General features: G+C 68.9%; 10 protein-coding genes and 1 pseudogene. 5 read left to right on the top strand and 6 right to left on the bottom strand.

All coding sequences use genetic code 11. The features are described from left to right. Positions 1–136: 136 nt before the first annotated feature. On the top strand, positions 137–853 hold the full coding sequence (gene betI, locus V7Q42_RS11650; protein WP_333824246.1) for a transcriptional regulator BetI: 717 nt from the start codon (positions 137–139) through the stop codon (positions 851–853). A 233-nt stretch (positions 854–1086) separates the two neighbouring features. Here the strand turns inward: betI and V7Q42_RS11645 are convergent, their stop codons facing one another. From V7Q42_RS11645 to V7Q42_RS11630, 4 genes and pseudogenes are all read right to left on the bottom strand, one after another. Further along, positions 1087–1971 (bottom strand): DMT family transporter, encoded by an 885-nt coding sequence (locus V7Q42_RS11645; protein ID WP_333824245.1) that lies wholly within the window; start codon positions 1969–1971, stop codon positions 1087–1089. Positions 1972–2200: 229 nt separating this feature from the next. Then, positions 2201–3645, bottom strand: a pseudogene (locus tag V7Q42_RS11640) (putative bifunctional diguanylate cyclase/phosphodiesterase). A gap of 803 nt (positions 3646–4448) precedes the next feature. Next, positions 4449–5291, bottom strand: a complete 843-nt coding sequence (locus V7Q42_RS11635) for a sulfite oxidase heme-binding subunit YedZ (protein WP_333824244.1) — start codon at positions 5289–5291, stop codon at positions 4449–4451. Between the two features lie 87 nt (positions 5292–5378). Next, a complete protein-coding gene (locus V7Q42_RS11630; protein WP_333824243.1) occupies positions 5379–6215 on the bottom strand; it encodes a glycosyltransferase in 837 nt (278 codons plus the stop codon). A 261-nt stretch (positions 6216–6476) separates the two neighbouring features. Between V7Q42_RS11630 and V7Q42_RS11625 the strand changes: the two genes are divergently transcribed. Next, positions 6477–7091, top strand: a complete 615-nt coding sequence (locus V7Q42_RS11625; RefSeq protein ID WP_333824242.1) for a LysE family translocator — start codon at positions 6477–6479, stop codon at positions 7089–7091. A gap of 46 nt (positions 7092–7137) precedes the next feature. Here the strand turns inward: V7Q42_RS11625 and V7Q42_RS11620 are convergent, their stop codons facing one another. Continuing rightward, positions 7138–8256: a COX15/CtaA family protein gene (locus tag V7Q42_RS11620; protein ID WP_333824241.1), complete on the bottom strand. Its 1119-nt coding sequence runs from the start codon at positions 8254–8256 to the stop codon at positions 7138–7140. Between the two features lie 150 nt (positions 8257–8406). Between V7Q42_RS11620 and V7Q42_RS11615 the strand changes: the two genes are divergently transcribed. Beyond that, a complete protein-coding gene (locus V7Q42_RS11615; protein ID WP_333824240.1) occupies positions 8407–8622 on the top strand; it encodes a DUF2842 domain-containing protein in 216 nt (71 codons plus the stop codon). Between the two features lie 206 nt (positions 8623–8828). Continuing rightward, entirely contained in the window at positions 8829–10043 is a 1215-nt protein-coding gene (locus tag V7Q42_RS11610) for a GNAT family N-acetyltransferase (RefSeq protein ID WP_333824239.1), read from the top strand. Positions 10044–10098: 55 nt separating this feature from the next. Here the strand turns inward: V7Q42_RS11610 and V7Q42_RS11605 are convergent, their stop codons facing one another. Next, entirely contained in the window at positions 10099–12261 is a 2163-nt protein-coding gene (locus tag V7Q42_RS11605; protein ID WP_333824237.1) for a GumC family protein, read from the bottom strand. Positions 12262–12417: 156 nt separating this feature from the next. Here V7Q42_RS11605 and V7Q42_RS11600 point away from each other — a divergent pair, with 156 nt between their 5' ends. After that, a complete protein-coding gene (locus V7Q42_RS11600; RefSeq protein ID WP_333824236.1) occupies positions 12418–12975 on the top strand; it encodes a polysaccharide biosynthesis/export family protein in 558 nt (185 codons plus the stop codon). Position 12976 lies beyond the last annotated feature (1 nt).

The following is a 12976-nucleotide window of genomic DNA, read 5'->3' as shown; positions in this document are numbered from 1 at the left end:
ATTGACTGAACAGGTGTTCAAAATATGCTGGCGGGGCTCGCGAGGCCGATCGAGCCACCGCGATCAGGCTGGAACCGCCGGGCGTGCCGCCGTCCGTTCCCGCTGCGTCGTCGGTCGCGGGCCGCCAGGAGATCCGATGTCCACCGTCGCCCCGCGCGCCGCCGCCGAACCCTCCGCCCGCCCGCGCCGCCACGCCGCCGAAGATGTCCGCCGTCGCCAGTTGATCGAAGCGACCGTCGAGGCGATCGCCGACGTCGGCTTCCAGGAAACGACGCTCGCCGAGATCGCCGGTCGCGCCGGTGTTTCGCCGGGTCTCGTCGCCTTCTATTTCCGCGACAAGAACGGCCTGCTCGAAGCGACCCTGAGGCATCTGGCGTCGCATCTGTCCTCGAGCCTCGTGGCCTTGCAGCGGCAGGCGACGACGCCGCGCCAGAGGATCATGGCGGTGGTCGACGCCACCCTCGGACCGGCCCAGTTCGACCGCCGTATCGGCTCGGTCTGGCTCGCCTTCTGGGCACGCGTGCCGGTGGTGCCGCGCTTCGCTCGCATCCAACGCATCTATGTCGCCCGCCTGCAATCGAATCTGCGCGCCGGCTTCCGGGCCCATCCGACCCTCGCCCGCCTCGGCCGCGACGAGGCCGCCCGCCTCGCCGAGGCGACCGCGGCGATGATCGACGGATCGTGGCTGCGCGCCACGCTCGCGCCCGGCGACGACGACGGCGCCCGCGCCCGCGATCTCGTCGGCGCCTTCGTCGAAGGCCGGCTGGCGCTGCTCGATCTGGCGCTGCTGCAGCGGCCGTCCGAGACGCACGGCGCCGTGGATACCGGGGATCGCGACGGGTCGCGAACTTGAATCGACGCGTGAGAAGACGGGCGGAAGTCCGCTGTTTCGCCGCCGCCGAATCGATGGGCGAGGTCGCGGAATCATCACTTGAAGTCCCGCCGAATTCGATTCGCGGTCAGTGACTTGCGCCCTCCGGCGGAATCGAAGTCTCGCCCGCCGGAATCGGAATCCGAACATGAGGTCGCCGCCGCGGGTCGCGCGGCGGAATCATCGCGTGAAGTCGCGGACTCGATGCATGAGCTTCAATGCCCGGCGACGGTCGTGCGTCCCGGCCACAGCTGCACCATCAGCACCGCCGCGAAGATCGCCGCCGAGCCGGCCCACTGCTCCGGCGTCAGCCGGTCGCCGAGCAGCCACATGCCGAAGAGCGCGGCGAAGGGCGCCTCCGTGGAGAAGATGATCGCCGCGTCGGAGGCGTGGGTGTGGCGCTGTGCCAGGGCCTGCAACGTGTAGCCGACACCGCCGGAGATGACGCCGGCATAGAGGATCTCGGGGGCAGCGGCGCGCACCGCCTCCCACGAGATCGGATCGTGGAGGACGGCCCAGACGCCGGCGAAGAGCGCGATCGCCGCATACTGCGCCATCACGAGCAGCAGCGGCCGATTGAAATGGCGCATCGCCATGCCGATCAGCACGATCTGCACCGCCCACAACATCGCGCCGACCATCAGGAGGCCGTCGCCGATCACCAGGGCCGTCCCACCGCCGCCCGCCAGCATCCAGGCCCCGACGAGCCCGAGCCCGGCCGCCGGCCACACCCCGAACCCGGGCCGCTCGTGGGTCAGCATCATCGCCACGAACGGGGTGAAGAGGATGTAGAGCGAGGTGAGGAAACCGGCGTTGGTGACCGAGGTCGTCACCAGCGAGAACTGCTGCAGGAGACTGGCGCCGAGGAACACCGTCGCCACCGCTCCGACCAACCCCCACGAGCGCCGCGTCAACGGCATCGGCGAGCGGGTGTGCTCGACGACGAGAAGCGGCGCCGTCACCGCCATCGACAGCGCGAAGCGCAACGCCAGGAACCACATCGGCGTCAGCGACTGCATCGCCGTCTGCTGCGGCACGAAGGCCGCCCCCCAGATGGCGGCGGCGAGGAGAATGGCGAGATTGGCGGTGGTCCGGTTCATGGGTGCCGTCGCCGTTGGGTTCGAGACGTGGGGATCGCCGGAACCCGCCGCGCGGCTCCGTCTCCTCCTCATGCCCGCTCTCGGACACATGTTCAAGAGGGCGCGGACGGGACCGTCATCACGGTCGCGCGACGCCCGCCGAAGCCGGCGCGACGAAGGGGCGGGAAGCAGGATGGGAAGCGAGGCGGCTTGGCGTCGACCGTCGACGCGCGCAAGGCCGCCCGATCTCTCAGGCGCGCCGCCGACGCGGCTCGTCGACTTCGGCGTTCATCTTCGCCACGAAGTCGGCGGCGTCGGACGCCGCGAGCGGGCGCGAATAGAGGAAGCCCTGCACCCAGGCCTGATCGGAGACGGCGAGCAGCGCGATCTGGTCGGCCGTCTCGACGCCTTCGATCACCACCTGCTTGTCGAGGATGCGGGCGAGTTCGATCATCGCCCCGACGATCGCCGCGTTCTCCGGCGCCGAGACCAGATCGCGCACGAAGACACGATCGATCTTGAGGATGTCGATCTCCGGCTTGCGCAGATGGATGAGCGAACTGCGACCGAGCCCGAATTCGTCGACGGCGATCCGCAGCCCCGCCGCGTGGGCGGCCGCCAGTTGGCGAGCGATCGGCGTGTGGTTCTCCTCGCTCATCACCCGCTCCGAGACTTCGAGCACCAGCGTCCCGCCGGGAACCGCATGACGTTCGGCGATCGCCAGCACCTGGCCGATCGCATCGGGTTGGGTGAGGAACGTGTCGGCGACGTTGATCGACAGCGAGGCCGGGACGAATCCCTCGGCCGACCACCGGGCATATTGCCGGCAGGCGTTGTCGAGCACCCAGGAGGTGACTGGCTCATCAGCCCGGCGCGGCCGGCGGTCGGCAGGAACAGCTCGGGCTCGATCAGGCCGCGGGTCGGATGGTTCCACCGCACCAGCGCCTCGAAGCCGTGGATGCTCGTGCCGTCGAGCGAGACGATCGGCTGGTAGTGGAGGACGAGTTCGTCGAGCGCGATCGCGCGCCTCAGATCGGCTTCCTCGGAGCGCACCCGCGCCACCGCGGACCGCAGCTTTTCGTCGAAGAACACCGGATCGTCGAGATCGGAGCGTTTCGCCTGATACATGGCGAGGTCGGCCGCCGACAGCAGCCCGTCGACGTCGCGGGCGTCCGCCGGCCAGAAGGCGCAGCCGATCGAGGCGCCGAGTTCGAAACGATGCCCCTCGATCTCCATCTCGCGACCGAGCGTGTCGTTGATCCTCAGGCCGATGTGGCGCACTTCGTCGGCGTCGTGCGGCTGCGGCAGCACCACCACGAACTCGTCGCCGCCGAGCCTTGCCACCACGTCGCCGGGACGCAGCGCCGCCGTCACACGACGCGCCGCCTCGATCAGCACGCCGTCGCCGGCCGCATGTCCGAACATGTCGTTGATCGGCTTGAAGCGATCGAGGTCGATCAGCATCACCGCCAGCTGCCGGCTCCGCGGATCGGCGGCGGCGATCTCGTGTTCGATCTCGTCGATCAGCGAGGCGCGATTGAGAAGCCCGGTCAGCGCGTCGTGGCGGGCGAGGCGCGCCAGTTCGTTCTGCGCCGCGTCGGCGCGGCGCGCCTCTCGACCGAGATTGCCGAGCAGCGGCCAGAAGATGATGAAGGCTTCGCCGATCAGCACGAACACCGTCGCCCAGCCGAGCATGGTGTGGAGCTCTTCGCGCCACACCTTGCGCGCCTCGGTCTCGTTGCGCAGCTCGGCGAGGAGCCGTTCCGAAGCCAGACGCGCCGCGGTGGCGTGGGAATCGGTGATGACCAGGAACCCGTCCTCGCGCGCGTCGCCGATGACGGCGATGTCCTCGTCTTCGGCCGGTGAGCCGTCGCGCAGGGCGATGTGCACATCGGCCGACATGTCGCCGATGATCTGGTCGAGATGGTAGGGGGCGTCCTGCAGGATCTTCCAGGCCGGCTGGGACACGCTGCTGTTGCGCATCGTCCGGACCAGCGTCGCCCGATCGACCAACAGCCGCTCGCGCGATGCGGTCAGCGCCCGGCGCAGCCCGCGCACCCGAATGTCGTCCGGCACCGGCCGGCGCAGTTCGGTGATGAGGTCGCGCATGGTGATCTGCTGCGTGGCGAGTTCCACCCTGAGTTCGCCGATGGCGCTCATGGTGGCGTCGAGCTGCCGCTCGTCGACGACGAAGATGCGCATGATCACGAAGGAGGAGATCGTCAGGGCGATCAGCAGCGCCAACGCCACGGCGTAACGCATGCCGTGCGATCTGGTCGTTGCTCTGGACGGGAGGATCCCGCCGGTCGATCGAGACGAAACTTCCATCGGTCCCCCGTGAGCCGAACCGTTCGACGGCTCGTGCGTCCCATGAGATCGATCCTTTCGGGAGAACCTTAAGAAAACGGCCGTCGAATTCGGTTCGTCGGCTTGTTGGTAAATTTTTCCTCGATTCTTCGACATTCGCCCGCCGGCGGGACGAGCACCGGGTGCCGACCTCAGCGGCGCACGAACCGCCGGAAGGCGACCGCCCCGCCCGTCACCGCCAGAGCGATCGCCGCCGCCCACCATGCCGGAGCGATGCGTGCGACGAAGACGAAGTTCGCCTCGACGAGCGGCAGGGGCGAACGACCGGTCTTGGCGACGAACCAGACCGCCTCAGAGGCGGCGGCGAAGACGAAGGCACTCGCGGCGGCGATCAACACCGCGGCGACGCCGAGCGAACCGCGCCGCTCGATCCGCATCCGCGTCGCCAGTCCGGCGAAGGCGAGGCCGGAGAGGATGGCGCCCTGGGAGAGGTCGAGCTTCGATTGCAGGAAGAGATGGACGAGGGTGAGGATCAGGATCGGATGCACCAGCCCGTGCAGACGCTTCCAACGCTCCGCTCCCAGCCGCCGCACCATGGCGTCGCTCGATGTCACCCCCATCGCCACGAGCCCGGCGAAGGCGACGAAGCCGAGCATGAGATAGGGCCGCACGGCGATCTCGAACGCCAGCATGTTCGCCGCGAAGCCGAGATCTGCCGCCCACAGGCCGACGTGGAGGATCGCGTAGCCGAGCCCCGCGAGGCCGATCATCCGGCGCACCCCGATCAACCGCGCCGAGCCCGAGAGATGTCGCAGAGGCGAGATCGCGACCGCGACGAGAACGAGCCGCACCGCCCAGTCGCCGGCGACGTGGATCGCTTCGGCGAGCGGTCGCGGTCCCAGATCGGCGCCCGCCCAGCGGCGGATCAGGTCGAATGCCGGCAACCACAGGACGATGAAGACGGCGGCGCGCAGCAGCGAAAAGCGGCCGTTGCGGTCGGTCCAGGGCAGGAATCGGGGAAGGCGCGAAGTCATCGGGATCCGGGGTTCGGGGAGGAGGGAGGTCGTCTCTCCTTACGGTCCCGGCGCCGGTTTCGTTTCATCACGTCGCCGCGAGCGACATCACTCTTTCCACATCGCCGCCTTGAAGTTGACGAGCGCGCGCAGCGGTACGACGAAGAGCACCAGGGTGAGAGCCAAGCCGGCCCAGGCCCGCCACTTCGACGGTCGGAAATAGAGCAATTGCACCCGGAGCCGGATCGCCAGTTGCCTCCGCCGCCCCGCCATCGACTGACCCTTCGACGACAGGCGGTAGCGCAGCAGCACGATGGGCAGATTGGCGAGCTTCCAACGGCTCTGGATGCGCCGCCACAGCTCGTAGTCCTCCGCCGCCTGGAGCGCCGGATTGTAGCCGCCCATGGTGCGGAACACTTCGGCCCGGACCATCATGCTCGGGTGCACCATGGCGCTGTTGAAATACATCGCGTCGCGGATGGCGTCGTCGTCGATGGGATGCCGGTGGACGTACATCGGCTCGAGCGTCGTCTCGTCGAAGGTCTGCATCCAGGTCCCGACCGCGCCGACATCCGGATGCGCATCGAGGAAGGCGACCTGTTCGGCGAGCCGCTGCGGCAGGGCGATGTCGTCGGAGTCCATCAGCGCGACGAACTCGTAGCCCTTCGGCAACACGTCGAAGAGTGCGGTGTTGAGGCAGGAACTCTGCCGGCTGTTGACCGGCATGCGCACGACCCTGAGGCGGTCGCCGTGGGTGGCGATGAGGCCGGCGAGCGCGTCGGCCATCGGCTGCGGGCTGCAGTCGTCGACGATCAGCAGGTCGGCGGCCAACGTGTTGTCCAGAATGCTCGAGGCCGCTTCGGCGATCGTTCCGGCCGCATCGTAGGCCGCCATCAAAACGACGACGCGGCGCGTCGCGCTGTCGTTGGCCGTGGAATCGTTCACGTGCGGGTCCCGAATCTGTCGGCTGCGGCCGAGCTTGTGATCTTGCGCCGTTCCGTCCCGTCGATCGCCAGCGAGTCGAGAACCGAGCGGCTCGGACTATGACACGGACCCGTCGTCTTGTCGTCCACATGGGTCGAGGGCGGTTCGGGCGGGCGGAAAGCCGCGACGAGGCGACCTCCGAAGCCGCCGTCCGTCGCGCTGGACGGCGCGTCGGATCGCTCCTAGGCTCGGGCTTCACCATCGACGCGAGAGGCCCGACCCGTGGACCACGTTCTCCTCTTTCTCAAGGCGGCCGGCATCGGTCTCGCCGTCGCCGCGCCCGTCGGTCCGATGAGCCTCCTGTGTATGCGCCGCACACTGACCCAGGGCCCGCGCTGGGGATTGGCGACCGGCGCCGGCATCGCCGTCGGCGACGCCATCTACGCCGCGGTCGCCGCCCTCGGTCTCGCCGGCGTCTCCGCCTTCGTCCTCGCCTGGGAGAAGCAGTTGCATCTCGCCGCCGGTCTCTTCCTGATCTGGCTCGGCCTGAAGACCTTCTTCACCAAGGACACCGACAAACCGGCTGAAGTGGCCGCCGTCGCATCGGTTTCCGCCGCCTTTCTCGGCTCGGTGATGCTGACGCTCACCAACCCGCCGACCATCGTCATGTTCGCCGCGGTGTTCACCGCGCTGGCGCCGTCCTCCGGCTTCGATCCGATCGTCGCCGCGGTCACCGTCCTCGGCGTCCTCTGCGGCTCGCTCGCCTGGTGGGTCGGCGTGGTGGCGGTTGTCTCCGGCGTCCGCCACGCGCTCGGCCGCAAGGTGCGGCTGTGGATCGATCGCGTCGCCGGTGTCGTCCTCGCCGTCCTCGGCGCCGATCAGATCCGCCGCGCCTGAGGCGCGGCACGCGTCGCGCGCAGGGAAGTCCGAAAAGTCCGAACCGTCATCCGGCAGGCGCTCGTCCGCCGACTTCGGGCAGGCCGGTCGCGATGTGTCCGGGAGCGAAGACGCTGACCGCGTGGACGACCGCCGCGGTGAGGACCACCATGGCCACGGCCTGATGGGTGAGCGCCAGCGACAGCGGCACCAGCGTCAGCAACGTGGCGATGCCGACCAGCATCTGGAAGGCGACGGCGAAGCCGAGCACGAAGGCCGAGACACGGGCCGCCGAGGTCCGCGCCGTCACCACGACCAGCGTGAACTGTGCGATCGCCAGGGCGAACAGCACGTAGGCGCCCATGCGGTGCAGGAACTGCACCATGGCGTGGTTCTCGAAGAAGTTCCGCCACCACGGTTCCCAGGTCATCAGGTCGGGCGGCGCGAAATAGCCGTTCATCGACGGCCACGTGTTGTAGACGAGCCCGGCGTGATTGCCGGCGACGAGCGCCCCGAGGAAGATCTGGAACACCGTCCAGCCGAGCACGGCGCCGGCGCCGACCCTCAGGATCGGTGAGCGCCGCCGCGTCATCGACGACGGGCCGCAGGTCAGCGCCGTCCAGACGATGGCGGCGAAGATCACCGCGGCGAGCGTCAGATGGACCGCCAGCCGATAGGGCGCCACCGTCACCCGGTCGACGAGGCCGGAGGCCACCATCCACCAGCCGACGAAGCCCTGCAGTCCGCCGAGGACGAGGAGGAGGAGGAAGCGTGGCAGGCGCGCCCGCCCGATCCGGCCGGTGACGACGAACCACAGGAGTGGCAGCGCGTAGACCACCCCGATCGAGCGCCCGAGCAGCCGATGCGACCATTCCCACCAGAAGATCGACTTGAAATCGCCGAGGCTCATGCCGGCGTTCTCCAGCCGATATTGCGGGATCTCCTTGTACTTGGCGAAGGCGGCCGCCCAGTCGGCTTCCGAGAGGGGAGGGATCGCCCCCATGATCGGCGCCCATTCGGTGATCGACAGACCCGACCCGGTGAGCCGCGTCGCGCCGCCCACCACCACCATGGCGAAGATCATCGCCGCGACCACGAACAGCCAGGTGCGCACCAGCGGAGCCGACCGCTCGTCCGAGCGTGCGCCTCCGCTTCCGTCTTCGCCGCCGAACGTTCCGATCGCCATCGTCGACTTCACTCCGTGCCTCGATCCGAGATATAGACCGACCCGGTGGAGCCGACCATCGCACGGGAGGTCGCGGTGGGGCCGCATTTCGCCTCCGAACGTGCGACGGTTCGTCGCTCGCGTTTTGTCATTCCAGTGGGACGCCGGATCATGACCTCACCTTCTCGCCGCCTCGTCGGATCCCTGGTCCTGGTGATCTTCCTGTTGATCTACGTCTTCTTCGCCGTGGCGATCGGCGACGTGATCGTCGCAACCAAGCCCGGTTGGGTGCAGTTCGTCTATTTCCTCGTCGCCGGCTTCCTGTGGGCGGCGCCCGCCGCCGTGCTGGTCAAATGGATGTATGCGCCCGTCCGCCCGAAGGAGTGAGACGCCGGCGCCGGCGCGGGCCGCGCCGCCCGAACATCCTGCGCACGCCACACGGCCGGGGCCGCGATCTCCGGAAAACCGGTCCGGTCCCACGCGCAGCAGCTTCTTTTCGATCGGGTCGTTCCAACCCGAACGGAACATGCACTAAGCTTCGCCAACGGATCGCTCTCCCGCCGCGATCCGCCGACGACGGACCGCTCGCCGCGATGGCCGAAACGAAGTCTCGCCCCTCCTCGATCGAACCTCGCGCGCCTCTGGTGCTCGACGCCGTCGCCGATCCGGCGGCGGTCGCGGACGCGTGGCGCGAAATCGAGACGGGCGGCGGCGTCCTGCCCTTCCAGGCCTACGACTGGGTCGAGGCCTGGATCGCCGCCGGTGCGACGCCGCCGGGATCGCGACCGCTGGTGATCCGTGGCCGGCGCGGTGGGACGACCGAATTTCTGCTGCCGCTGGTGATCGAACGCGTCGGTCCGGTCACCGTCGCCCGCCGCCTCGCCGGCAGCCACGCCGGTTACGTCCTCGGCGCCTGGCGCGACCTCGCCGCCGAAATCCCGCCCGCGGAGATCCGCACCGGTCTCCTCGCCGTCGGTCGCGCCGCCGGCGTCGACGCCTTCGTCCTCGATGCCGTACCGACGGTCTGGGACGGGGTGGCGAACCCGCTCGTCGCCGCGTTGCCCCACGCCCCCTCGCTCGACGACGGCCACGTCTTCCGCTTGGGTCCCTCCTTCGATGCGCTGCTCGCCGGCCGCAATGCCGGTCACAAGCGCAAGAAGGTCAAGGCCAAGGAGAAACTCCTCGTCGCCGCCGGCGACTATCGCGTCTCGATCGCCGCCACCTCGGCGGAGGTCGAGGCGACGCTCGCCGCCTTCTTCGACCAGAAGAGCGCCTCGCTCGCCGCCCGCGGCATCGCCGATCCTTTCGCGCCCACCGCGGTGCGCGACGCGTTCCGCCGTCTCGCACACACGTCGCTCGGGTCCGCCGCGCCGCTCGTCGAGCTGACCCGGCTCGAAGCCGGAGGGAAGATCCGTGCCGTGATCGGCGCATCGATCCGTGGCGGACGGCTCTACGCCCTCTTCGCGTCCTTCGCCGAAGACGAACTGGCGCGGGCGAGCCCGGGCGAGACCCTGTTCTTCCGGCACATCGAAGAGGCCTGCCGGCGCGGTCTCGCCGTCTACGACATGGGCCCGGGTCGCGAGCGCTACAAGGCGAGCTGGTGTGACGAGACGGTCGAGCTGGTCGATCTGCGTCTGCCGGTGACGCTCGCCGGACACCTCTTCCTCGCCGTCGCGACGGCGGTCGGGCGGGCGAAGGCGGCGATCCGTCGGAACGAACGCGCCTGGGCGTTCGTCGCCGGTTGGCGCGCCCGTCTCGCCGGTCGCGGCGCGACGCGCGCGGCGCAGGAGACCGGCGACGAGAGGTGAGGCGGCTCGACCGGGAGCCATCGGTGTCGCGGGTCGTCGGGTCCGAAGCCGCCGGTCAGGCGGCGACGTCGGCGACCGACTTCACGTCGCCGCCGTCGACGGCCAGCACCCGGATCGAATCGATCCCCGCCGCCATCAACGCCTCGTGCGCCTTGGCGGTGTGCGGATCGGTGCCGGCGCCGTCGCCGGCGAGGACGACCGTGTCGGCCGAGGCGACGAGATCGGCGGTTCCCGGTCCGGCGACGATCAGGCCGAGGTCGAGGATCAGGTGATCGTAGGTGAGGTCGAGCGCCTCGAGCGCGCCGGTGAGTTCGTCACCGGTGAGATCGTCGGCGTCGAGTCCGTCGCGGCCCGACAGCACCACGTGGCCGCGCGAGGCGCGGTCGCGGAAGATGATGTCGGCGAAGCGTGCTTCGCCGGCGACGAGATCGGAGAGGCCCGGCATGTCGGGTTCGCCGACGAGATCGGCGAGATCCTCGCCGTTGGCGGCGAGATCGACGAGACAGACCTTGGCGCCGCGCTTGGCCGCGACCCTGAGCAATGCCAGCGCCGCGAGATGGGCGGCGTGATCGGAGGTCGCGGAGGTGACGACGATGCGCTGGCCGTCCTCGGCCTCCGCCGAGATCTCGTTCCAGATCCGCTCGAGCGAGGCGGCCGCCTCCTTCTCCAACGCCGACGAGGTGGCGTGCGGCAACAGGCCGGAGATCCCCGGCGCTTCGAGACGATGCGTTCCGATGCGACCATCGACCGGCGCGGCGCCGGCGGTGGGAATCGGAGCGGCGGCGGCAACCGCGGCGGCGGGTGCGGCGGTGCCCGTCGGGGCGTCCACCGTCGCGGTCCGGCGCAGCACGTTTCCGGCGGCGAATTCGCGGAAGACGATCCACAGACAGACGAACAGGAAGGTCGACGCGGTGATCGCCAGGGTGAGCGGCATCACCTTCGGGAACGCCGGCTTGACCGGCACCGTCGCCGCCGAGATGACGCGCGCGTCGGCCGGCTGAGCCCCGCTCACCTGCCGGGCGAGGGCATCGCGATAGCGCGCCAGGAACTCCTCGAGCTGATCGCGCTGCACCTTGGCCTCGCGCTCCAGCGCCCGGAGCTGAATGTCCTCTTCGCCGGCCTTCGCCGCCTGCGACTTGAATTCGTTGAACTGCGCGGTGAGCTGCTTCACGCGCCCTTCGGCGACCTTCGATTCGTTCTCGTAGCTCGCCAGCACCTTGCGCGCCTCGGCGCGAATCTGGCCGTCGATGTCGGCGATCTGGGCGTTGATCGCCTGCACCTGCGGATGATTCGGCAGATAGGTGGTGGCGAGTTCCGCGGCGCGCGCCTTGAGCGCCGACTGGCGGTCGTGCAGGCGCTGGACGCTCGGCGCCGAGGTCACTTCCGACGCCGTATCGAGCCCGGCGCCGCTCTCCAGGAGCCGCTTCAACTGACGCACCCGCGCCTCGGTCTCCGAGCGCTGCGCCTTGGCGGCGGTCAGCTGCGAGTTCAGTTCGCCGATCTGCTGCTCGGAGATCTTGACGTTGTTCTGGCCGACGAAGAGGTCGGCTCCGGCGCGATACTGCTCGACCTTGGCTTCGGCATCCGAGACGCGGCGGCGCAGTTGCTCGATCTCGGAGGAGAGGAACTTGGAGGCCTCCGCCGAGCTGCGGCCCTTCGCCTCGGCCGCCGCCGCGAGATACTCCTGGACGACGGCGGTGGCGATCTTCGCCGCCTTCTCCGGATCACGGGAGGCGAATTCCACCTGGATGACGCGCGTCTTCTCCACCTGGAAGACGTTGAGATGTTCGATGAACTTCTCCAGCACCCGCTCTTCCGACGATCCACCGGAGCCGCGCCCCAGGCCGATGAGGCCGAGCAACGAACCGCCACCGGCGAATTCGGGGTCCTTCATCAGCTCGAGCGACGCGACGACGCGGCGCGCGATGTCGCGCGAAGTGAGGAGCTGGACCTGACTGCCGACGCCCTGTTCGTCGAGGAGGGCGCGTTCCGCTTCGCCCTGCCGCGTCTGCTGGCCGACCGGCAGGTCGTGGGTCTCGATGACGAGACGGGTATCGGACTTGTAGCTCGGCGTCATCGTCGACAAGGCGGCGTAGGACGCGACCGCGGCGAGGAGAGTGAGGAGCAGGATGCGCAGGCGTGCGCGCCACAGAGCCCGGAGCACCACTCCGAGGTCGATGGTCACGTCGTCGACGTTGGTCACCTGGACCGTATTCATGCACGGTACTCCCGACTCCACTCACCCCAATATGAATTCATTAAGGTAAGTGAGAGGTTAATCCGTAGCGTATGAACCCGAGCGTCGCGGCGCGTTCAGTCTTCGTTAACCATATCGAACCAATGTGCGGGCATGACGTCCGTGAGGGGTTCGACCATGCTTCTGCGACTGGGTGCGGCGATCGTGTCGGCCGCCATTCTGGCGGGCTGCTCGAACTACGTGCGGCCGAATCCCGCCTTCCACGAGGTTCTGACTCAGCCCTATCGCTTCGATGCCGGCGACAAGCTGCGCATCACCGTCTTCGATCAGGCCAACCTCACCAACACCTATCTGGTCGACGCCTCCGGCAACATCTCGATGCCGTTGATCGGGGGAGTGGCGGCGCGCGGCCGGACCGCCGCCGAACTGGAAGCCGAGATCGCCGCCAAGCTGCGCAACGGCTACCTCAAGCGTCCCGACGTCTCGGTCGACATCGACCAGTATCGCCCCTTCTTCATCATGGGCGAAGTCAAGAACGCCGGTCAGTACCCCTATGTCGCCGGCATGACCGCCCAGACCGCGGTGGCGATCGCCGGCGGCTATTCGGCCCGCGCCGATCAGGCGAACCTCGACGTCACCCGCCAGATCAACGGCGAAGTCCTGGTCGGGCGTGTCCCGGTGACCGATCCGATCCGTCCCGGCGACACCATCTACGTTCGCGAGCGATACTTCTGAT

Source organism: Pinisolibacter sp. (assembly GCF_036782435.1).
Taxonomy (GTDB): domain Bacteria; phylum Pseudomonadota; class Alphaproteobacteria; order Rhizobiales; family Ancalomicrobiaceae; genus CALBKH01.
The sequence above is the reverse complement of the archived record's forward strand: the minus strand, read 5'-3'. Positions and strand labels throughout refer to the sequence as shown.

Bases quoted from the DNA above. Each gene is read 5' to 3' on its own strand.
- V7Q42_RS11600 (WP_333824236.1), top strand. From the start codon at position 12,418: ATGCTTCTGCGACTGGGTGCGGCGATCGTGTCGGCCGCCATTCTGGCG.
- V7Q42_RS11620 (WP_333824241.1), bottom strand. From the start codon at position 8,256: ATGGCGATCGGAACGTTCGGCGGCGAAGACGGAAGCGGAGGCGCACGC.
- V7Q42_RS11610 (WP_333824239.1), top strand. From the start codon at position 8,829: ATGGCCGAAACGAAGTCTCGCCCCTCCTCGATCGAACCTCGCGCGCCT.
- V7Q42_RS11635 (WP_333824244.1), bottom strand. From the start codon at position 5,291: ATGACTTCGCGCCTTCCCCGATTCCTGCCCTGGACCGACCGCAACGGC.
- V7Q42_RS11645 (WP_333824245.1), bottom strand. From the start codon at position 1,971: ATGAACCGGACCACCGCCAATCTCGCCATTCTCCTCGCCGCCGCCATC.
- betI (WP_333824246.1), top strand. From the start codon at position 137: ATGTCCACCGTCGCCCCGCGCGCCGCCGCCGAACCCTCCGCCCGCCCG.
- V7Q42_RS11615 (WP_333824240.1), top strand. From the start codon at position 8,407: ATGACCTCACCTTCTCGCCGCCTCGTCGGATCCCTGGTCCTGGTGATC.
- V7Q42_RS11605 (WP_333824237.1), bottom strand. From the start codon at position 12,261: ATGAATACGGTCCAGGTGACCAACGTCGACGACGTGACCATCGACCTC.